Here is a 19,863-nt window from a genome sequence, read left to right as displayed (position 1 = left end):
TGACGTGAACGCACTACCACTTGTGCGTGATGGCCGCTGGCTTAGCGGGAACCGGCTGCGCTGCCCAGTGATTGCTGCAAGGTATCCTGGAAATTTGCCATTTTCAGCAGTTCCAGGCTATTGACGCTGGTATGAACGATGGTTTGCGTACGCAACACCTGGTCATTCAAGGTATTCTGGATAACGGTGCCGGCCATCGTCTGCTCGAGCGCGCCGGGCAGAAATACATTGCCAGCGCCGTTCTGCAGGACATTCATCGACGCCACCGCAGCGCGCGCCAGGATCGCTTCCTCGACGCTCAGGCGTGCCACGTCGGCAATCATGAACGAGGCGCTGGACACCACGTTGCCATTGACGCTGACCAGGCGCTCGACGCCCAGTGACAGGTTCAGCCCGCCAGGCATCTCGAATCCGCCGCGCGCCTCTTCCAGCATCGCATCGCCGACAGGCACCCAGCCAGCCTGCGGCACGGCAGCAGCGGGCAGCATCGCCGCAAGCGAGCCCAGGCAAACTGCAGCGACAGACACAATTCGTTTGTTCATGCCTACTCCCTGTTCATGTTTCACTGGCGCCCGCCCGGCACCGCTAGAAGCCGCCCGCTTCATGCTTGGGCAGGGTTACCATATCCAGTCCACCACGGCCGATCGCTTGCGCCAGAGGTGCCGCCGGCGACACGCGCCAGTCGTCGGCATCGTTGAAATGAGCCGCCTGCATTTGCCCGCTGGCGGCGGCCGCGCCGGGGCCGCTGGTCCGGCCATGTATCACGAACAGCAGCTGGTTTTGCCAGATGGCATCGAAACTGGTACGCGGCATGGCACGCGTGCCGCTGGCTGGGTCGCCGATCAGCACGCGGCCGGCACTCAAGCCCTTGACGATGACGAAATGCCGGTAGCCGCGTTCAGCCACCAGCACGATGGCGGGAAAGCGTGCCTCGGCGAGCTTGTCCAAGGGTAGTTGAAATCCATCGGCGACAAAGCCGCGCGCCGCAAGAAAGCGTTTGATATCGAGCAAGGAGAAGCCCTCGCGGCGTATTTTCTGCCGGTCGCCGCGCATAAACATTTGCTCAAAAACAAATCGTTCCGTCACGGGATCGTTGTAATGGTGTGTCAACAAGGTGGCGACCGCAGCCGAGCCGCAGCTGAAATCATACTGCTGGTGCAAGGTGCGCTGGAAGCGCGCCTCGCGCATGCTGACGACAGGCAGGTTGAACCGCGCGCCAGCGAGGGCCGCAATTTCCGTGGCCTGCACCGCGGGCCACGCACAGCCGAGCGCACCAGCCAGTATCAGCCATGCGTGGATGCGCAGGCGGTGAGTCGATGGCATCATGGCTAGCGCATCTGCAGATGGATGATGGTGGCGTTCTGTATCAGGACGTTGGCGCCTGAATTCTGGATCACGATCGGAATGCCGGATGCGTTGGCGAACGCCCCGCCATCGATGGTATTGGCGCCCGTGTTGACATAGGCGGCCGAATTGCCAGTGACAAAACCGTTCAGCTTGGCTTCGTTGGTAATGGTGTCCGTTCCGCCACGCTGCTGGTCGAGCTCCTGTTCGCCGGACTGCAGGCCAAATGTGCCGGTATCGATCCATGCCGTCGCCAACGGCATCATGTCCGTGAGCGATGCCGGCGCAGCGGCAACCGTTACGCCACGGACAGGCTCGGCAAAAACGGACATCGCCAACTGGCCCTGCCCGGCCAGGGCCGCTGACGACAGGCAAACGAGACCGGCAAAGGAAAGTGGGTGCAAGGAAAGTCGCATGCTGTTACTCCTTGTTATGACTTGCGACGCTCCGCCGCAGCGCTGCCGAGGCGGAGCTTATCTACCTGAAACATCGGATGCTCAGGTGTTTATTGCCCCACTGCCAGATTGGCCTGCACCGTCACGCTTTGCTGAATCAGCGAGGAGATACCGCTGTTCTGGCTGATGACCAGCAGGCCGGCCGCCGACTGCGCCGTACCGGTCATGGTGTTGGACATGTCGAAGGTCCCCGCGTCCACGGTAACCGTGCCGCCCGCGCCGCCGGTGCCGCCTTCTCCCGCGCCGCCGGTCCCGGTGCCGGCCGTATTGGTGCCGCCGTCGCCCCCTGCGCCACCGGTATTGCTGCCGCCGCCAGCGCCACCGGCGCCGCCATTGCCTGCCGTGGCGCTACCGTTGGTTGGCGAGCCGTTGCTGGCGCTGCCATTGCTGGCGTCGCCGCCCGCCGCTCCTGCGCCAGCGGTGTTTTGCGCCGTGCCGGTGCTGCCGCCGGCGCCGCCGGTTGCACCGTCAGCACCATTGCCGCCGGTGCTGGTGCCCGCGGCGCCCGCGCCGCCTGCGCCCGCCGTGCCGCCTGTCGCCGTGGCGCCAGAGCCTGCCGTGGTGCTCGCCGTGGCGCCTGCCCCGCCATCGCCCGAGGTACCGGCGCCGCCTGCCGCACCGGCGCCCGCCGTGTCGGTACCGCCGGCGCCCGCCGTGCCGGTGGCGCCTGCACCGCCCGTCACCGTACCGCCGCTGGCGGTGGCGTCGCCCGACGTGCCATCGCCGGCGCCGCTCAGCGCGCCCGTGTGGCCATTGCTGGCCGCGCCGCCCGCACCACCGATGCCGCCGCCACCGCCGGCCGCGCCGGAGCTGGCACCGCCGGCGCCACCGCTGGCGCCGGTACCGGCGCCGCTGCTGCCGCCAGAACCGCCTGCCGCATAGCCGGTGTCACCGCCGCGCCCGCCCGTGGCATCGCCAACCGCACCGCCCTGGCCACCGGCGCCGCCATTGACGGCACCGCCAGATGCGCCGGCACCACCGGCACCGCCAGCGCCACCGGCGCCTGCCGGACCACTGACCGCATCCTGGGCATAGCCGCCGGCGCCGCCCGCGCCGGCCGTGCTGGCGCCGACCGAGGCAGGACCATTGGTGGCGCTGCCGTTGGTGGCGTTGCCACCGATGGCGCCGCTGGCGCCCGCACCGCCGGTGGAGGCGCCACCGAGGCCGCCCGCCCCGGAGGCCGTGCCGCCCTGTGCCGTGCCGCCCACGCCGCCATTGCCGGTACCGCCATTGGTATTGCCGTTATTGGTGGCATAGTTGCCGATATTGCTGACGGTATTGCCCGAGACCGTGCCGCTGAGCTCACTGGACGCCGTGGCGGTCGAGGTATTGAAGGCGTTGGTCAGGGTGGCAGTACTGGTTGCGCCATTGTTGGCCGCAGCCGAACCCAGGGCACTGGCCGAGGCTTCGCCGGTACTGTTGTTCTGGTTGGTACTCTTGTCGTTGTTTTGATCGGAGGAATTGTCCTGCGTCGCACTGGAGTTGTCATAAGCGGCAGGTCCGGCACCCGATTGGGTCGATGCATTGCTGGCCGTCTGGGTGCCATAGACATCGTTGGCCACGGTCGTGCCTTTTTCTTGCGCGTGGGCGCTGAGGCCGAAGGCCAGCGCTATCGCGGCTGCGAGGAGAGTTTTTTTCATTGCAGTTCCCTATTTGAAGTTGATCTGGAGGCTGGCGCCAAACTGTCACGGTCAGGCCAACGGTTGCAATGCAAACTTGGTGCCATGATGGCAACTCAAGTTCAAGTGATTGATCTGAAAGGAATTTTTCTCGGCGGATGGCGGTAGCGGGAGCAGCGAGCAACTGGCCCGGCGGCAGTAGCGATGGCGACTGTCTCGTTACTGTGACAGCAGCACGCTTGCCAGGCATGTTTTCCGCGTTGAAAATAGCTTGCCTAATCAATGGCTTGCAGAGAATTTCAAGCCATCGGCAAGGTGTCACAACTTTGTGACGAAGGGCTGCAAATGTGACAACGTGGTGACACTGTCCCTGCTACCATCTGTCACCAGGTCATACGGCAATGTCAAGTTTCTTGATGAGGCGATACAGCGTCATGCGCGATACGCCCAACTCGCGCGCCGCCTGGCTGATGTTCTGGCCCGACTTGGCCAGGCTGGCTTGCACGGCCTCGCGATCGGCACGCAGGCGCAAGCCATCGAGTCCGTCGACCGTGCGGTGCTGCGGCGCCAGGCCCAGGTCATGCGGGACGATCAGGCGCCCTTCGGCCATCACCATGGCACGCCGCACGCGGTTGATCAGCTCGCGCACATTGCCAGGCCAGCCATGTTCGACAATGGCTTGCGTGGCGGCGCTGCTGAACCCCTTGACCAGCGGTGCGCGCTCCGTCATGTAGGCGGAAAAAAAATGATGTGCGAGCAGCATCAGGTCTTCCTTGCGCTCGCGCAGGGGCGGCACGTCAAGCGCCAGCACGTTGAGCCGGTAATACAGATCTTCGCGGAAACTGCCTTGTTGTACTGCCCGCAGCAAATTCACATGCGACGCGGCAATGACACGCACATCGACCGCAATGCTGCGGGTGGCCCCCACGCGATGTATGGTTTTTTCCTGCAAGAAGCGCAGCAGATTGGTTTGCAATGGCAGCGGCAGATCGCCTATCTCGTCGAGAAAAATGGTGCCGCCAGCGGCCGACTCGATCAGGCCAGGCTTGTCGCGCGCGGCTCCGGTAAACGCGCCGCGCTCGTGGCCGAACAGTTCGGACTGCGCCAGGCCAGGAGGAATGGCGCCGCAATTGATCGGCACGAAAGGACCCTGCGCGCGCGGAGAATAGGCATGGATGGCCTGCGCCGTCAGTTCCTTGCCACTGCCCGATTCGCCCCAGATCAGCACGGGCGCGCTGGCGCCCGCAACCTTGCGGATCTGGCGGCGCAAGCGCCCGACAGCCTCGCCTTCGCCCTTCAGTCCCATGTCGGACTGCGGTGCCTCGGACGGCGCGGAATCGGCCATGATGCCCAGCGATGCCCAGCCGTGTGCATGGCCCAGCGTATGCTGGAGGCGCAGCGTATCGACCGGCAAGGTGTGATAGTCATAACAATGGTCGCGCACCAGACGCCGGCAGGCCGGTGTTTGCAAGATGCGCGGCGGAAATACACCGATCCAGTGCGTGGCCCAGTGCTGCTGCAGGAAGCTGTCGATCTGCTCCAGTCCATCGAGCGACGACATCAGCACGCCCACCATATATGCCCGGCTGCGCAAGGCGCGCGCTGCCGCCGCCAGCGACTTGACAACATGCACCTGCCAGCCCTTGCATGCCATGTCGAGGTCGCGCAAAAAATCCGAACCGCCCAAGTCTATATACAACAGCTGTTTTGCCAACATTCTGCCTCCATCGAACCTGTGATTCTGGTAAGACAACGGCCAGCGCAATTGGTGCGGCACGACCTGCTCGCATGCACTGAAAAACAACAGATGCAAGGGCTGCACAGTGGAGTCCGGCATGCTGCGCAAGCAAGGACAGGTGCGGCCGTGCTTGTCGGGGCCGCTTTACACGGATAGAATGCCTGCGCGGTTTTTTTGCTGTGTAGAAAGTGTCTGCGCCTGCCGCCCAAGCCCGAAACATCGACTTCAAGGACGGAGGACTTCCATGGAACAGCATTTTTTACAGCCTGACGATCTGCCCACCTGGCGCCGCCGCAGCGCCCTGCGCGTGCTGCGGCTGTTCGGCTGGCGCGTGCGCTTTCGCCCCCTGCCCGGCCCGCGCGGCATCGTGGTGGTATATCCGCATACCTCGAACTGGGATTTTCCGATCGGCCTGTTCGCCAAATGGGCGCTGGACCTGCCATTCCGCTGGCTGGCCAAGGACTCGCTGTTCCGTGGCCCGCTGGGCAAAGTGATGCGCTACCTCGGCGGCGAACCGGTCGACCGCAGCACCACCAGCGGCACCATCGAACGCCAGGCGCAGCGCATGCTGGCCGCCGACTGGTACTGGCTGGCCATTACGCCGGAAGCGACGCGCAGCTACCGCCCGAACTGGCGCAGCGGCTTCTATCACCTGGCGCTGGCGGCCAAAGTGCCGCTGCTGCTGGTGTATATCGATTACCCGAGCAAGGTGCTGGGCGTGGTCGATCATTTATATCTGACCGGCGACAGGGAGGCCGACATGGCGGCGATTGCCGCCGTGTATGCGGGACACCAGGGCCTGCATCCGGAAGATGCCGCCCCGATCGTGTTGTCGGACAAGCCGCCGCGTTAATTCATCCCCATCAGCACCAGCCCGGCCGCCGTCATGGCCGCGCCGGTCACGCGCACCACGCGTTCGGCCATCACCTGGCCGATCAGGCGCCCTGTCAGCAGCAGCACGCCGGATGCCAGCATGAAGCCGAACGCGGCCGAGGTGGCCGGCAGTTCCTGGCCGTGTGCATTGCCGTGCGCCAGCGCGAACAGGCCCACCAGGCCCATGCCCAGCCAGGCAGGCAGCGACAAGGCCAATGCGATCGCCATGCCGGTCAGCGCGACGGTGGCGGCGATACCCATTTCCAGTCCCGGCACGCCGAGGCCCGCCATGCCGGCCAGTGCACCCAGCAGCATCATGCCCAGAAAGATAGCTGGCTGCGCCAGGCCGCGCCGCTGCTGGCCGCCCCAGATGCCCACGCCCAGCATGGCCAGCAGATGGTCGATGCCGGTGAACGGATGGACCAGGCCGGTCAGGAAACCGGCCGCCTCGCCGTGGCCCGGGTGGGCCATGGCCGGCAGCGCCAGCAGGGAAAAAGCGGCCAGCACGGCCGTGTGTTTCAGATAGCGCTTGTTCATTGCATCTCCTTGCCTTGTTGGTCGAGCAAACCCTGCTCGCGGATAAAATCGATCACGGCCTGCACGCCGTCGCCGCTGCGCAGGTTGGTAAATACGAATGGCCGGCTGCCGCGCTGCTGTTTCGCGTCGCGCGCCATTACGTCCAGGTCTGCGCCCACGTGCGGCGCCAGGTCGGTCTTGTTGATGATCAGCAGGTCCGAGCGCGTGATGCCCGGGCCGCCCTTGCGCGGAATCTTTTCGCCGCCGGCCACGTCGATCACATAGATCGTCAGGTCCGACAGTTCCGGGCTGAAGGTGGCGGCCAGGTTATCGCCGCCCGACTCCACCAGGATCAGGTCGAGGTCGGGAAAATCGGCCTGCATGCGTGCGATCGCTTCCAGGTTGATCGAAGCGTCCTCGCGGATCGCCGTATGCGGACAGCCGCCCGTCTCCACGCCCATCAGCCGCTCGGCCGGCAAGGCGTCGGCGCGCAGCAGGATCTCCATGTCCTCCTTGGTGTAGATGTCATTGGTGATGACGGCCATGTCGTAGCGTTCGCGCATGCCCTTGCACAGCATTTCGCACAGGGCCGTCTTGCCCGAGCCGACCGGCCCGCCGATGCCCACGCGCAACGGATTGGAGGTTGTCGATGTCATGTTTTCTAGTCTCTCGTTAAAATTTGTTCAGGACCGGTACAGCCGGCTGTATTGCACCTCGTGCCGCATCGACAGCAGCGACAATCCCGGCGTCCAGTTGCCCATCTCGTCGTCCGCCAGTGTCTGCGCGGCGATGGCCGCCGTTTCCAGCTCGGCGCGCAGCGACAGCAGCAGGCGCTGGCCCGCCACCTGCCCCAGTGGCACCGATTTCACGCACACCAGCACCTGGTTTTCCGCCCACGCGAACAGCATCGCCAGCAGGGCTTCCTGGCGCGGAATGCCGAGCGCCGCCACCGCGCAGGCGTAGGCCGTGGGCAGCGCCACTTCATCCTGCGCTTGCAGCATGGCGATCAGCGGTCCGTCGGCCACACCGAGCTCCGCCAGCAATTTGGTCAGCGAATAACCCATCTGGATGGTTTCCGCGCGAAATTCCGCCGTGTCGCGCGAAGCGATAAAGCGCTCGCTCCACAGCCGCACGCGTTCAACGTCGTGCTGTTCGAACGCCTGCATCAGGCGCCAGCACAACGGCGCTTCCCAGCGCGCCACCACATTGACCAGCTGTGCGGCGATCCAGTGGCGGGCGGTGGCTGCGTCGCGCACCTGGCCGGTCTCCAGCGCCGCCTCCAGGCCTTGCGAATAGCTGTAGGCGCCAATCGGCAGCGCCGGGCTGGCAAACTGCAGCAGGTGCAGCAGGGACGCCGCCTGCATCAGGCGGCGTCGCCGGGACGGTGGATTTTCTGGCGCAGCGGCACCGGCGCCAGCAGATGCTGGCCGTGCTCGTGGTGGCCGTGGCCGCCGCCATACGCGCCCGCCTCCGGCTCGAACGGCGCGCTTTCTTCCGTCACGCTGGCCTGCAGCCCCTCCAGCATTTCCTTCAGTACCGGGTCCTTGCGGATGCGCAGGAAGCCGTCGCCCACCTGCGCCTGCGTGTGCCGGTTCCCCAGGTGAAAAGCGCAGCGCAGCAGGGTGTGCGCGTCCGCGCAGCGCACCAGATAGGTCGGCTCGCGCGCGGCGACGATCTGCACCACGCGCCCGTCCGGCCCCGTCATCAGTTCGCCGTCGCGCAGCACCGTGCCGCGCACGGTGAATACGGCCGCTTCCTCGCCGGTGGACAGGGTGGCACGCAGCCGGCATTTTTCGCGCTGGTCGTACGGCAGCACCAGTTGTGCTATCACGGCGTGACCGTCAGTGGCCGCCAGTTTGGTATGCAAAGTCAGCATAAGTCTCCTGCTCAGAATAGAAAATAACGCTGCGCCATCGGCAGGCTGCTCGCCGCTTCGCACACCAGCAGCTGGCCGTCGGCGCGCACGGCGTAGGTCTCGGGATCGACTTCCATCTGCGGCGTGGCGCCGTTATGGATCATGTCGTGCTTGCGCAGGCCGCGCATGTTTTTTACCGCAATCACCGATTTGTTGAGCTTCAACTGATGCGCGATATCGAGGTCGTACGCCGCCTGCGAGACAAACGTGAACGATTTTTTCAGGCCGCCGCCAAAGGCGCCGAACATCATGCGGTAGTGCACCGGCTGCGGCGTGGGGATCGACGCGTTCGGGTCGCCCATCTGCGCCGCCGCGATCATGCCGCCCTTTAAAATCATCGACGGCTTGACGCCGAAAAAAGCCGGCTTCCACAGCACGATATCGGCGATCTTGCCCGCTTCCAGCGAGCCCACCACGTGCGAGATGCCGTGCGTGATGGCCGGGTTGATGGTGTACTTGGCGATATAGCGCTTGACGCGGAAGTTGTCGTTGCGCGAGCTGTCCGGCGACAGCGATCCGCGCTGCACCTTCATCTTGTGCGCCGTTTGCCAGGTGCGCATGATCACCTCGCCCACGCGGCCCATGGCCTGCGAGTCGGACGACATCATCGAGATCGCGCCCAGGTCGTGCAGGATATCCTCGGCGGCGATCGTCTCGCGGCGGATGCGCGACTCGGCAAACGCCACGTCTTCGGCGATCGCCGGGTCCAGGTGATGGCAGACCATCAGCATGTCCAGGTGTTCGTCGAGCGTGTTGACGGTGAATGGGCGGGTCGGATTGGTCGACGATGGCAGCACATTCGATTGACCGACGGCGGCAATAATGTCCGGCGCATGGCCGCCGCCCGCCCCTTCCGTATGAAAGGTATGGATGGTGCGGTCCTTGAAGGCGGCCAGCGTATGCTCGAGAAATCCCCCTTCGTTGAGGGTGTCGCTGTGCAGCGCCACCTGGATATCCATGCGGTCGGCCACCGACAGGCAGTTGTCGATGGCGGCCGGCGTGCTGCCCCAGTCTTCATGCAGTTTGAGGCCGATGGCGCCGGCGCGCACCTGTTCTTCCAGCGGTGTCGGCAGGCTCACGTTGCCTTTGCCCATGAAGCCCAGGTTCATCGGAAACGCGTCGGCCGCCGCCAGCATGGCGTTCAGATGCCACGGTCCCGGCGTGCAGGTGGTGGCGGCCGTGCCGACCGCCGGCCCGGTGCCACCGCCAAGCATGGTGGTCACGCCGCTCATTAGCGCCTCCTCGATCTGCTGCGGGCAGATAAAGTGGATGTGCGTGTCGACGCCGCCGGCCGTGACGATCATGCCTTCGCCGGCGATGATTTCGGTGGCGCCGCCGATGGCCAGCGTCACGCCGGGCTGGATGTCCGGGTTGCCGGCCTTGCCGATGCCGAAGATCAGGCCGTTCTTCAGGCCGATATCGGCTTTCACGATGCCCCAGTGATCGACGATCACGGCGTTGGTGATGACGGTGTCCATCACCTCGGCCGCATTGCGCTGCGACTGGCCCATGCCGTCGCGGATCACCTTGCCGCCGCCGAACTTCACCTCTTCGCCGTAAATGGCGTAATCGTGTTCGATCTCGATGAACAGTTCCGTATCGGCCAGGCGGATGCGGTCACCCGTGGTGGGACCGAACATCTCGGCATACGCGCTGCGGGGAATACTGGCCATCTCATTCCTTTCCGGGTGGAGTGTCTTTCAATTCGCCCATGACTTCGCCGTTGAAGCCGAATACCTTGCGTTCGCCCGCCAGCGCCACCAGTTCCACGGTGCGCTGCTGGCCCGGCTCGAAGCGCACGGCGGTGCCGGCGGCGATATTGAGGCGCATGCCATAGGCGCGCCAGCGCTCGAAGGCGAGCGCCGGGTTGACTTCGAAAAAATGAAAATGCGAGCCGACCTGTATCGGCCGGTCGCCACGGTTGGCGACCACCACGGTTGCCGTGGTACGGCCCGCATTGAGGCTGATCTCGCCTTCTTCCAATCTGTATTCGCCTGGGATCATGTCCGGCTCCTGTCAAAATGTGTTGGTAGCTAGCAGTGTGAAACTACGGTATCGGGTTATGCACGGTGACGAGCTTGCTGCCATCGGGGAACGTCGCCTCGACCTGAATGTCGGGGATCATTTCGGGTATGCCTTCCATCACGTCGTCGCGCGTCAGGATCTGCGCGCCGTCCGACATCAGCTGGGCCACCGACTTGCCGTCGCGCGCGCCTTCCATGATGGCCGCGCTGATCAGCGCCACCGCTTCCGGATAATTGAGTTTCAGGCCGCGCGCCAGGCGCCGCTCGGCCAGCAGCGAAGCGGTAAAAATGAGCAGCTTGTCTTTTTCGCGGGGTGTCAGATCCATGTTTTTCCTTGTCGTATTCAGGTATTCCAGATGCGGGGGATGACGGCCGCGCGACCCAGCAAGGCCGGCCGCAGCAGCTGCCAGGCCGCGACCATCACGCGGCGCGCCGCCTCGCTGTCGCTGCACAGCAATCGCACCACCAGCACCGTTTTCATTTGGGTCGCGCCGAACTGTGCGCCATCGGGCACGGCAAGCTCGCGCAGCGCCGCCAGCACCGCGGCCGGCAGCGCTGCGCCGACCGCGATCAGGGTGGCGCACACGCTGTGGCCGGCCATGCCCAGTGCGCTGTGCATCAGGGGGCCATCGGCGGCCAGCATGCCCTGCTCCCACCACAGCAGCTTGCCGCCGCGGCGGATCTGCGTATGCTGGCTGATGCTGCCGCTGTTAAACGTTTCGCCCGAGGCGCTGCGGCCCAGGCAGATGATATCGAGGCCGATATAGCTGGCGTCCTGCGCCAGCTCCACCTCATGGCGCAGGCGCACGCAGGCCTGGTCGAAGAAAATGCTTTCCTGCGGCATCCACTCAATGGAGGCGCCGGCGCCCGCGCGCAGCACCACATGCTGGCCGGAGACGTGGCCGTTGGCGCGGTACCACTTGGCCGCGCCGGGCGACGTCAGGAATGCACGTGCGCCGTCGCCGACGTCGGCATCGACATGCAGCTGGTCGCCGCCGACCACGCCGCCGGGGGGATGCACAATGATGGCGTGGCAGACCGCCTCGCCTTCCGGATACAGCGGCTTTTGCACGCGCAGCGGGCCGCTGTGGCGGCGTTTGAGCAGGCGCGAGACGCCGCCATGCAGGGCAAAGCCCAGCGTCAGCTGCGCCTGCCATGCCCCATGGCAGGGCTCGGCAACGGTCGAAGTAACGGCGGTGGTGCAGTCGGGCATGGCAGGTGCTTGAGTGGGCTGGTCAACAAGCCTTGTCAAAGCACGATGCATGCCAATGCCGGGAGCGTCAGCGGCGAAGCAAGGGTGAGAATGGCGCACCACCGTGCAGCAGATGCACCACCGTGGTGCGCATGCTGCACGGTGGCGCCGGCAAGCGCCGACGGCGCGTGGTTTTCAGCTGGCGATATAGGCGGCCAGTTCATCGGGCGCGCCGCTCGGAAACGCCTGCTGCAGGTAGGCCAGGAAGGCCGAGACGCGTGCGCTGAGCAAGCGGCGCGATGGGTACAGCGCCCACAGCGCGGTCTCGGGGCCGTCGATGTCGCCCCAGCTGACCAGGGTGCCGGCGGCCAGGTCATGGCTGACCAGCGACAAGGGCAGCTGCGCGGCGCCGACGCCCAGCCGCACCGCATCGCGCACCATGAACAGCGACGCCAGGCACAGCACCGGCTCGACCTCGATGACCGCCTTGCCGGCTGGCGTCAGCACATTCCAGGCGGCGCGCTCACGGCGTGTGCCACGCATGACGGCCGGCACGGCATGCCCGGCGCCGGGTGCTGCCAGGCCGGGCGGCGCCACCACCAGCAGCCGGTCACGCAGGAAGATGCGGCCGACCAGGTTTTCATCGGCTGCGGGATTGACTCTGATCACCAGGTCGTAAGCCTCCTCGACCATGTCGACCGGCCGGTCTTCGGTCGTCACCTCCAGCCTGACCTCGGGATATTGCAGCGCAAAGCCCGCCGCCAGTTTGCCCATCGCTGCCTGCGAGAACAGCATTGGCGCGCTGATCCGCAGCCGGCCGCGCGGACGGGTGCCGCCCTGGGCAATGGCGCCGGCCGTCTCGTCGATCTCATTGAGCAGGACACTGGTGCGTTGGTGCAGGGCCTTGCCCTCCTCGGTGAGTTTCAGCACGCGCGCGCCGCGCTCGAACAGGCGCAGACCCAGGCTGCTTTCAAGCTCGACCACGCGGCGCGACAGCGTCGCCTTGGGCCGTCCGGTGGCACGCGCCGCGCGCCCCACGCCGCCGTGCCGGGCCACCAGATTGAAATCGACCAATGCCAGCAAATCCATATGTTCCACCTCCGAGACAGTATGTCCAAATATACTGGCTTTCGGCTCTTTGGTGGAATGATTATGATGAATCTGCTTTTTCAACCCCCCCAGGAGCAATATCATGACCATGCTTGTAACCGGTGCCACCGGCACCATCGGCCGCCACGTGATCGACCAGCTCGTCCAGCGCGGCGCCAGCGTACGCGCCCTCGTGCGCGATCCGGCCAGGGCGGATTTTCCGGCCGGCGTCGACGTCGTCAAAGGCGACCTGATGGATCCGGATTCACTGCGCGGCGCGTTCGCCGGCACCTCCGCCCTGTTTCTGCTCAATGCCGTGACACCGGACGAATTCACCCAGGCGCTGATTGCGCTGAACCTTGCAAGGGAAGCGGGAATCGAACACGTCGTCTACCTGTCCGTCCTCCACAGCGACCGCTACCTGAACGTGCCCCACTTCGCCGGCAAGTTCGGCGTCGAACGCATGCTCGAACAGATGGGCTTTTCCGCCACCATTCTGCGCCCGGCCTACTTCATGAACAACGAGCTGACGATACGGGACACCGTGCTGGCCTGCGGTGTCTACCCGATGCCGATCGGCGCCAGAGGGCTGGCCATGGTCGATCCGCGCGACATCGGCGAAATCGCCGCCATCGAACTGCTCCGCCGCGCCAACGCGGACGGCCCGCAGGCAATCGAACGCATCAACCTGGTCGGCCCGGACACGCTGACCGGCACCGATGCGGCCGCCATCTGGTCCGCGGTGCTGGGGCGCCCGATCGCGTATGCCGGCGACGACACGGCCGGCTTCGAGCAAAACCTGCGCAACGTCATGCCAGGCTGGATGGCCTACGACATGCGCCTGATGGCCGAACGCTTCCTCAGCGACGGCATGCTGCCGGAAGCCGGCGACGTGGCGCGCCTGACAACCATGCTGGGTCGGCCGCTGCGCAACTACCGCGATTACGTCGCCGCGATTGCCACCCAAACGACACCAGCCATTTGACGAGAAGGAGTGCCATCATGATCTGTTCGACAGCTACGGTGCCGGTCAATCCGGCAGGCGAAGTTCCCCTGACACGCGCCCAGGCATGGGCCGGGCTGGTCTGGAAAGCGCGCGATGCCCGCCTGTTCCTGCCGCCCGGGCTGTGCACGCGCTGCGACGTTGTCGAGGAAAGCGCAAGCCATATCGTGCGGGAAGCCACCATCGGCGGTGCCGACCTGCGTGAAATCATCAGTTTCGACGCCGGCAGCAAGGTGTCCTTCTTCCAGGCGGCGGGACCGAGCGAAGGCGTGATCGTCAATGAGTTGTTCGAGGACGCCGCCGGCGCGCTGCAACTGAAGTTCTATTGCTACACCGGCTTGCGCGGCAAGCAGCCGAACGGCCCGGAAGAGCAGGCGGAACAGGCCTGGATGGACAGCGAGCAGGGCTACAAAACCGCCCTGCTGTCGACCCTGAACCGCACCCGGGCCCTGCTCGCCGAAGGCAAGCTGCAAGGCGAAGCAATCGCAGTGCCGTAGAGGGGCCTCATCAAAGCGCCAGCACCAGCTTTTTTCCCGCCGCGCGCGAACAGCAAGCCATCATCTTCACGCTGGCTTGCCGCTCGGAGTGTGTCAGGACCACGTCGCGGTGGTCGACCTGGCCTGCCAGCACCGGCACTTCGCACGAGCCGCACAGCCCCTCTTCGCAGTCGCTGCGCACCGCGACACCGGCCGCGCGCAGCGCCGCCAGCACGGTCTGGTCGGCCCTGACGCCGACGATCCTGCCCGAGTCGCGCAGTTCAAGCTCGAAGGCATGCTCTTGCGCGGGATCGAGCGCCGTCGCGGTGGCGACGAAATGCTCGGTTCTCAGGGCGTCGCCAGGCCAGGCCGCGCAGCAGTCCTGCAGTGCCTGCAGCATGCCCGCCGGGCCGCAGGCATAGATCTGCGTGCCCGGTTCGGGCTTGGCCAGCAATGCCGGCAAGTCGTTGCGCCGCCCTTCATCGCCGGCATGGACGTGCAGCCGTTCGCCATGCAACTGCGCCAGTTCGGCCAGAAAGGCCATGCTCTTGCGGCTGCGGCCGCTGTAATGCAGCTCGTAATCCATGCCGAGCGTCCGGGCCCTGCGCGCCATTGCGCCGATCGGCGTGATGCCGATGCCGCCGGCGATAAAGATCGCCTTGGACGCCGATTCGTCCATCCGAAAGTGATTGCGCGGGCTGCGGATATGGACCGTATCGCCGGCGCGCAGCTTGGCGTGGACCCAGGCCGAGCCGCCGCGCCCCTCCGGCTCGCACAGGACCGCGATCTCGAGCGCCGAGGTATCGTCCGGGTCGCCACAAAGGGAATACTGGCGTGTCAATCCCGGCGCGCCGCACTCGATATCGATATGCGCGCCCGGTGTCCAGCGTGGCAGCGCCGCGCCATCGAGCGCGGTGAAACGCAGCTTGACGACGCCTTCGGCAACCGGCGTCACGCTGGCCACCCGCACCGGGCGCGTGATCGCGTGGCGCGACGGCTCGCCGATACGGACCGGCACCCGCACGTCGAGCAGGGCCCGGTTCGCGCGTTCCGGATTGCGCGCCGGATCCCATTGCACATGCAAGTGCTCCGGGCCGCGGAACGAGGTATTGGGCACGTAGGAAAACGTCTGCTCGCTCAGCGTCATGTGCGGCAGGCGGCGCGTGAACTCCTCCAGGAAGATCTGCATTTCCATGCGCGCCAGGTTCTTGCCCATGCATTGATGCGAACCGTAGCCGAAGGTCAGGTGTTCGCCGGCGTTGTCGCGCCGGATGTCGAACAGGTCGGCGTCCGGGAAGTGGCGCTCGTCGTGGTTGGCCGACGAGGTGACGATCAGCAGCCTGGCGCCGGCCGGGATGTCGACGCCCTCGATGGTCACGTCCCTGGTGGCCAGGCGCCGCCAGGCCGCCACCGAGCCGTTGTGCCGCAAGCACTCGTCGACCGCGTTCGGAATCAGGCCCGGGTCGTCGCAGATCTCGCGCCATGCGCGTGGATGCTGCAGCAGCAGCTTCAACGCATTGGCGGTCGCATTGGCGGTGGTTTCGTGCGCCGCCACGATACCGGCCATCATCATCGAGTGCAGGTAGGAGTCGGTCACCACGTCCGGGTACCCGGCCTGCTTGCGGATGCCATATTTCATCCAGCCGGGACCGGAAGGATCGAGGCGCATCTTGGCGAGCACCTTGCCGGCGAACTGCCAGAACTTGCCTACCGCATGCGCCACCGCCACCTGCTCGTCCGGCCTGGGGCGGCCCCACGTATTGACGGTGTGGGCGATCGAATACTCGCGCAGGGTATCCATGTCCTCTTCGGGCACGCCGAGGAAATGCAGGGCGACGGTAAGCGGCACTTCCCACAGCATCTGGTCGACCAGGTCCGCCTTGCCGTCGTCGATGAAACGGTCGACATACTCGCGCGCGAGCTTGCGCACCAGCGGTTCATGCTGCGCCAGTTCCCCGGGAGTAAACGGGTCCATCAGCACGCGGCGGCGCGCCATGTGCGTCGGCTCGTCCTCGTTGACCAGGGTGCGGCCCATGCCATAGCTGTAGGAGGCCAGCACCGCGTTCGCCTCGTCGCCGGTCGGCGTGATTTTCTCCAGCGCGATCGACGCACTGAAGGCGATATTGTCGCGAAAGATGGCCTTGATGCTGTCGTACCGGGTGACCACCCAGTAGCCCATGGCCGGATTGTAGAACACCGGTTCCTGTTCGCGCGCCCAGCGCACGTATTCGGGCGGATCCTGCTGGTAACCGTCCGAGAACGGGTCGAAGTTCGCCGCCCGCGGGCTGACCGGATCGCCGTTGGGAGTTTGTCCGGCGGCGCCCGGGCCGTGGCCGAAAGGGCAGACCGCCGCACTGGGGCTGACAGTAGCGTTGCTCAAGATTGATCTCCTTGTCGTCCAAATTACTCCTTAATGCGTAATCGTACTACGCTATCCGTAATATTGACATGGCTTTTTTTGCTGCGCCGCAGCGGCCGCCATGCTCCGACTGGCGCTGCGGATCGGGCATAATGCGGTTTTATGACTTCGCGCCACGGCACATACATGAAGAACGAGTATCCCTTGTCCGAGACACCGGAACGGCGCCAGCGGGTGCAATCGGCCGAGATGGGCATGAGCGTGCTGAAGGCGCTGGCGCGCCTCGACGGCATGGCCAGCCTGACGGCGATTGCGGCCGAAGTCGGCGAAAGCACGGCCAAGGTGCACCGCTACATGTCCAGCCTGAGCCAGGAAGGCCTGGTTGCCCAGGACCCTGCCACCCAGCGCTATTACCTGGCCAGGGAAGCGATCCAGATCGGACTGGCGGCATTGCGCCAATGCCATCCGATCAGGCTGGGCGAAGGGTCGTTGCTGCGGCTCAGGGAAACCCTGCAAGTGACCTGTTTCCTGGCGGTGATGGGCAACAAGGGGCCGACCATCCTGCGTTTCGAAGAGCCGGGCTTGCCGGTCACGGTCAACGTCAGGGAGGGCTCGGTGCTGCCGGTGCTGTGGTCGGCCACCGGCCAGGTATTCCTCGGCTACCTGGACGATGCGCGCATGCGCCGGCAGGCCGAAGCCGAACTGGCCAGTGCAACGCCGGAACAGCGTGCCTCGCTGAGCGGCAGCGATCCCATCGCCCGCCTTCAGGCAACAGTACGCGCCGAGGGCAGCGCGGGCATCACCGATACCCTGCTGCGGGGTATCAGCGCCGTGTCCGCCCCCATCTTCGACCACGCGGGACGCGTCTGCGCAGTGCTGACGGCGCTCAATCCGGCCAGCATGTTCGATATCCGTCCGGGCGGCAAAGCCCGGCTGGCAGTCGTCAGGGAAGCGCGCGACATCAGCGCCGCGATGGGTTTCAAAGGGCCGGCCGGCAGCCCTTGAGCATAGCCGCGCTTACGTCGCGCAGAGCGGGCCGTGTTCACGCAGCAGCGCCGTGAAGGCCTCGACCGCCAGCGGCCGGCTGAAATAATAACCCTGCATTTCGTCGCAACCGTGGCGGCGCAGGAAATCGACCTGCTCGCGCGTTTCCACCCCCTCGGCGATCACCCGCATGTGCAGGTTGTGCGCCAGCGAGATGACCGACAGCGCGATCGCCGCGTCGCTGCTGCTGGTGGTGACATCGTCGACAAACGATTTGTCGATTTTCAGCACGTCGATCGGAAAACGCTTCAGGTAGCCCAGGCTGGAATAACCGGTGCCGAAGTCGTCGAGCGAGATGCTCACGCCAATGTCCTTCAGGCAGGTCAAGGCGGCGACCGCCTTGTCCGGGTCGCCCATCACCGTGCTTTCGGTGATTTCGATGCCGAGGCAGCCCGGCGCCAGGTCGTATTTGCGCAGGGTGGCCTCGACAAACGGCACCGTGCGGTCCTGCGCGAACTGCTTGCCCGACAGGTTGACGGCCACCTTGATGCTGCCCAGGCCCGCACCCTGCCAGGCGCGGATCTGCGCACAGACAGTGTCGAGCACCCATTCGCCGATCGCCGTGATCAGGCCATATTCCTCGGCCAGCGCGATGAACAGGTTGGGCGGCACCTTGCCCAGCACCGGATTGTCCCAGCGCAGCAAGGCTTCCGCGCCCAGCATGGCGCCCGTGCTCAGGCACATCTGCGGCTGGTAATGGACTTCGAATTCGCCGCGCGCGATCGCGCCGCGCAGCTGCTGCTGCATCGCCAGCCGGGCGCGGATATCGCTGCCCATGCGCTCGGTGAAAAACGCATAGTGGTCGCGGCCCATCTCCTTGGCGCGCACCAGGGCCGTATCGGCATGGCGCAGCAGGTCGTCAAGCGTGTCGCCATCGGCCGGGCACAGGGCGATGCCGATGCTGGTGGTCAGCGCCAGGTGCTCGCCGCCCACGTTCAGTTCTTCGCGCAGGCCGGCCAGGATGGTTTGCGCCAGCGCCATGGTGCGGCCCAGCAGCGCGTCGTCCTGCAGCAGGATCTGGAATTCGTCGCCGCCCTGGCGCGCCACGGTGTCGCCTTCGCCCACGCAGCTGGAGAGAAAGCGTGCCACCACCTGCAGCGCCTTGTCGCCGACCGCCTGGCCGTGCGAATCATTGATGTTCTTGAAGCGGTCCAGGTCCAGGCACATCAGCACCATCTGCTGGCCGTCGCGCGCAGCCGCCAGGCGCTGCTGCTCGAAGCGCTCGCGCACCAGCGCGCGGTTCGGCAAGCCCGTCAGCGCGTCATGCCAGGACAGGAAATCGATCAGGTGCTGCTCGGCCTTGCGCTCGCTGATGTCGAGGAACACGCCGATGTAGTTGATGATGGCGCCATCCGGGCCATTGACGGTGGTCGCGCTGAGCAGGCAGGGATAGCTGTCGCCGCTCTTGCGCCGGGTCTGCACCTCGCCCGACCAGCAGCCGCTGCTGCGCAGGCCCTGGTGCATCGCCTGGCAAGGCAGGTCGCTCTCGCCTGCGGCATGCAGGTCCATGATGTCGAGGCCGCGCACCTCCGCCGCCGTGTAGCCGCTGATGCGCGTGAAAGCAGGATTCGAGGCGACGATAATGCCGCGCGCATCGGTAATCAGGATCGCATCCTGGGTCGCTTCGAACACCTGGCCCGACAGGCGCAGCAGTTCTTCATTGGCGCGCCGGATCTGGACTTCGCGCGCCAGCGTGCTGGCCACCTGCTCCAGTTCGGCCGTACGCTCGGCCACGCGCTGTTCCAGCGTGGCGCGCTCCTGCGCCAGCTGCAGCTGCGCGCGGCGCAGCCGCACATGGGCGTCGGTGCGGGCCAGGATCTCTTCGGCCTGGAACGGCTTGGCGATGAAGTCGACGGCGCCCAGCGCAAAGCCGCGCACCTTGTCGTCGGTGTCGTGCTGGGCCGACAGGAAGATCACGGGCACCTGGCACAATTCGGGCGACTCCTTCAGGCGCCGGCAGACCTCGAAGCCGTCGAGGCCGGGCATGCGCACGTCGAGCAGGATCAGGTCGGGCGGACGCGCCTGCGCCGTCCACAGGGCCAGTTCGCCATTCGGCGCCTGGCGCACGGCATAGCCAGCCCCGCCAAGCAGATCGCTCAACAGTTTGAGCGACGCCGGGGTATCTTCGACGATCAGTACTTCGCCCTTGGTATTCAATTCCGGAAAATCGCGATGCATGTAGCAGTTCTCTCAGCTCTGGATAAGGCGCAGCGGAA

Annotated in this window: 20 protein-coding genes; 4 read left to right on the top strand and 16 right to left on the bottom strand. The window is 65.6% G+C overall.

From position 1 onward, the window contains the following. Positions 1-41: 41 nt before the first annotated feature. From RTQ46_RS12035 to RTQ46_RS12015, 5 genes are all read right to left on the bottom strand, one after another. On the bottom strand, positions 42-542 hold the full coding sequence (locus RTQ46_RS12035) for a hypothetical protein (RefSeq protein WP_312436821.1): 501 nt from the start codon (positions 540-542) through the stop codon (positions 42-44). Between the two features lie 43 nt (positions 543-585). Continuing rightward, positions 586-1,323: a C39 family peptidase gene (locus RTQ46_RS12030; protein WP_409518323.1), complete on the bottom strand. Its 738-nt coding sequence runs from the start codon at positions 1,321-1,323 to the stop codon at positions 586-588. Positions 1,324-1,328: 5 nt separating this feature from the next. After that, positions 1,329-1,748: a hypothetical protein gene (locus RTQ46_RS12025; protein WP_312436820.1), complete on the bottom strand. Its 420-nt coding sequence runs from the start codon at positions 1,746-1,748 to the stop codon at positions 1,329-1,331. 101 nt (positions 1,749-1,849) lie between these two features. Beyond that, complete coding sequence (locus RTQ46_RS12020; protein ID WP_312436819.1) at positions 1,850-3,439, bottom strand: hypothetical protein; 1,590 nt, start codon at positions 3,437-3,439, stop codon at positions 1,850-1,852. Between the two features lie 370 nt (positions 3,440-3,809). Then, positions 3,810-5,135: a sigma-54 dependent transcriptional regulator gene (locus RTQ46_RS12015; protein WP_312436818.1), complete on the bottom strand. Its 1,326-nt coding sequence runs from the start codon at positions 5,133-5,135 to the stop codon at positions 3,810-3,812. Positions 5,136-5,400: 265 nt separating this feature from the next. Between RTQ46_RS12015 and RTQ46_RS12010 the strand changes: the two genes are divergently transcribed. Then, a complete protein-coding gene (locus tag RTQ46_RS12010; protein WP_312436817.1) occupies positions 5,401-6,009 on the top strand; it encodes a 1-acyl-sn-glycerol-3-phosphate acyltransferase in 609 nt (202 codons plus the stop codon). On the opposite strand, the gene RTQ46_RS12005 is transcribed toward RTQ46_RS12010, so the two are convergent. From RTQ46_RS12005 to RTQ46_RS11965, 9 genes are all read right to left on the bottom strand, one after another. Next, on the bottom strand, positions 6,006-6,566 hold the full coding sequence (locus RTQ46_RS12005; protein WP_312436816.1) for a HupE/UreJ family protein: 561 nt from the start codon (positions 6,564-6,566) through the stop codon (positions 6,006-6,008). The two genes, RTQ46_RS12010 and RTQ46_RS12005, sit on opposite strands and share 4 nt — an antisense overlap. After that, positions 6,563-7,201: an urease accessory protein UreG gene (gene ureG, locus RTQ46_RS12000; RefSeq protein WP_312436815.1), complete on the bottom strand. Its 639-nt coding sequence runs from the start codon at positions 7,199-7,201 to the stop codon at positions 6,563-6,565. The genes RTQ46_RS12005 and ureG overlap by 4 nt, the downstream gene beginning before the upstream one ends. A 27-nt stretch (positions 7,202-7,228) precedes the next feature. Further along, the gene (locus tag RTQ46_RS11995) at positions 7,229-7,909 is read right to left on the bottom strand and encodes an urease accessory protein UreF (RefSeq protein ID WP_312436814.1); all 681 of its coding nucleotides are present in this window, start codon (positions 7,907-7,909) and stop codon (positions 7,229-7,231) included. Continuing rightward, positions 7,909-8,421 (bottom strand): urease accessory protein UreE, encoded by a 513-nt coding sequence (gene ureE / locus RTQ46_RS11990; RefSeq protein WP_312436812.1) that lies wholly within the window; start codon positions 8,419-8,421, stop codon positions 7,909-7,911. The genes RTQ46_RS11995 and ureE overlap by 1 nt, the downstream gene beginning before the upstream one ends. Before the next feature lie 11 nt (positions 8,422-8,432). After that, positions 8,433-10,133 carry an urease subunit alpha gene (gene ureC / locus RTQ46_RS11985; RefSeq protein WP_312436811.1) on the bottom strand — a complete coding sequence of 567 codons (1,701 nt, stop codon included), beginning with the start codon at positions 10,131-10,133 and terminating at the stop codon, positions 8,433-8,435. A 1-nt stretch (position 10,134) separates the two neighbouring features. Beyond that, positions 10,135-10,464: an urease subunit beta gene (locus RTQ46_RS11980; RefSeq protein WP_312436809.1), complete on the bottom strand. Its 330-nt coding sequence runs from the start codon at positions 10,462-10,464 to the stop codon at positions 10,135-10,137. A 43-nt stretch (positions 10,465-10,507) separates the two neighbouring features. After that, entirely contained in the window at positions 10,508-10,810 is a 303-nt protein-coding gene (locus tag RTQ46_RS11975; protein ID WP_312436808.1) for an urease subunit gamma, read from the bottom strand. Positions 10,811-10,827: 17 nt separating this feature from the next. Next, positions 10,828-11,697, bottom strand: coding sequence for an urease accessory protein UreD (locus tag RTQ46_RS11970; RefSeq protein WP_312436806.1), 870 nt, complete (start codon positions 11,695-11,697; stop codon positions 10,828-10,830). A gap of 174 nt (positions 11,698-11,871) precedes the next feature. Next, positions 11,872-12,765 carry a LysR substrate-binding domain-containing protein gene (locus RTQ46_RS11965; protein WP_312436804.1) on the bottom strand — a complete coding sequence of 298 codons (894 nt, stop codon included), beginning with the start codon at positions 12,763-12,765 and terminating at the stop codon, positions 11,872-11,874. Positions 12,766-12,868: 103 nt separating this feature from the next. Here RTQ46_RS11965 and RTQ46_RS11960 point away from each other — a divergent pair, with 103 nt between their 5' ends. After that, the gene (locus tag RTQ46_RS11960; protein WP_312436802.1) at positions 12,869-13,750 is read left to right on the top strand and encodes an NmrA/HSCARG family protein; all 882 of its coding nucleotides are present in this window, start codon (positions 12,869-12,871) and stop codon (positions 13,748-13,750) included. 17 nt (positions 13,751-13,767) lie between these two features. Further along, on the top strand, positions 13,768-14,265 hold the full coding sequence (locus RTQ46_RS11955) for an AtaL-like protein (protein ID WP_312436800.1): 498 nt from the start codon (positions 13,768-13,770) through the stop codon (positions 14,263-14,265). 10 nt (positions 14,266-14,275) lie between these two features. Here RTQ46_RS11955 and RTQ46_RS11950 read toward each other — a convergent pair whose 3' ends face one another. Further along, entirely contained in the window at positions 14,276-16,624 is a 2,349-nt protein-coding gene (locus RTQ46_RS11950; RefSeq protein WP_312436798.1) for a cytochrome P450/oxidoreductase, read from the bottom strand. Positions 16,625-16,789: 165 nt separating this feature from the next. Between RTQ46_RS11950 and RTQ46_RS11945 the strand changes: the two genes are divergently transcribed. After that, positions 16,790-17,608, top strand: coding sequence for an IclR family transcriptional regulator (locus RTQ46_RS11945; protein ID WP_312436797.1), 819 nt, complete (start codon positions 16,790-16,792; stop codon positions 17,606-17,608). Between the two features lie 12 nt (positions 17,609-17,620). On the opposite strand, the gene RTQ46_RS11940 is transcribed toward RTQ46_RS11945, so the two are convergent. Further along, the gene (locus RTQ46_RS11940; RefSeq protein WP_312436795.1) at positions 17,621-19,825 is read right to left on the bottom strand and encodes an EAL domain-containing protein; all 2,205 of its coding nucleotides are present in this window, start codon (positions 19,823-19,825) and stop codon (positions 17,621-17,623) included. Positions 19,826-19,863: the final 38 nt, after the last annotated feature.

The organism is Janthinobacterium sp. (assembly GCF_031995485.1).
Classification (GTDB): domain Bacteria; phylum Pseudomonadota; class Gammaproteobacteria; order Burkholderiales; family Burkholderiaceae_D; genus Janthinobacterium.
Note: the sequence above shows the minus strand (reverse complement) of the source record. Positions and strands in the feature narration are given on the sequence as shown.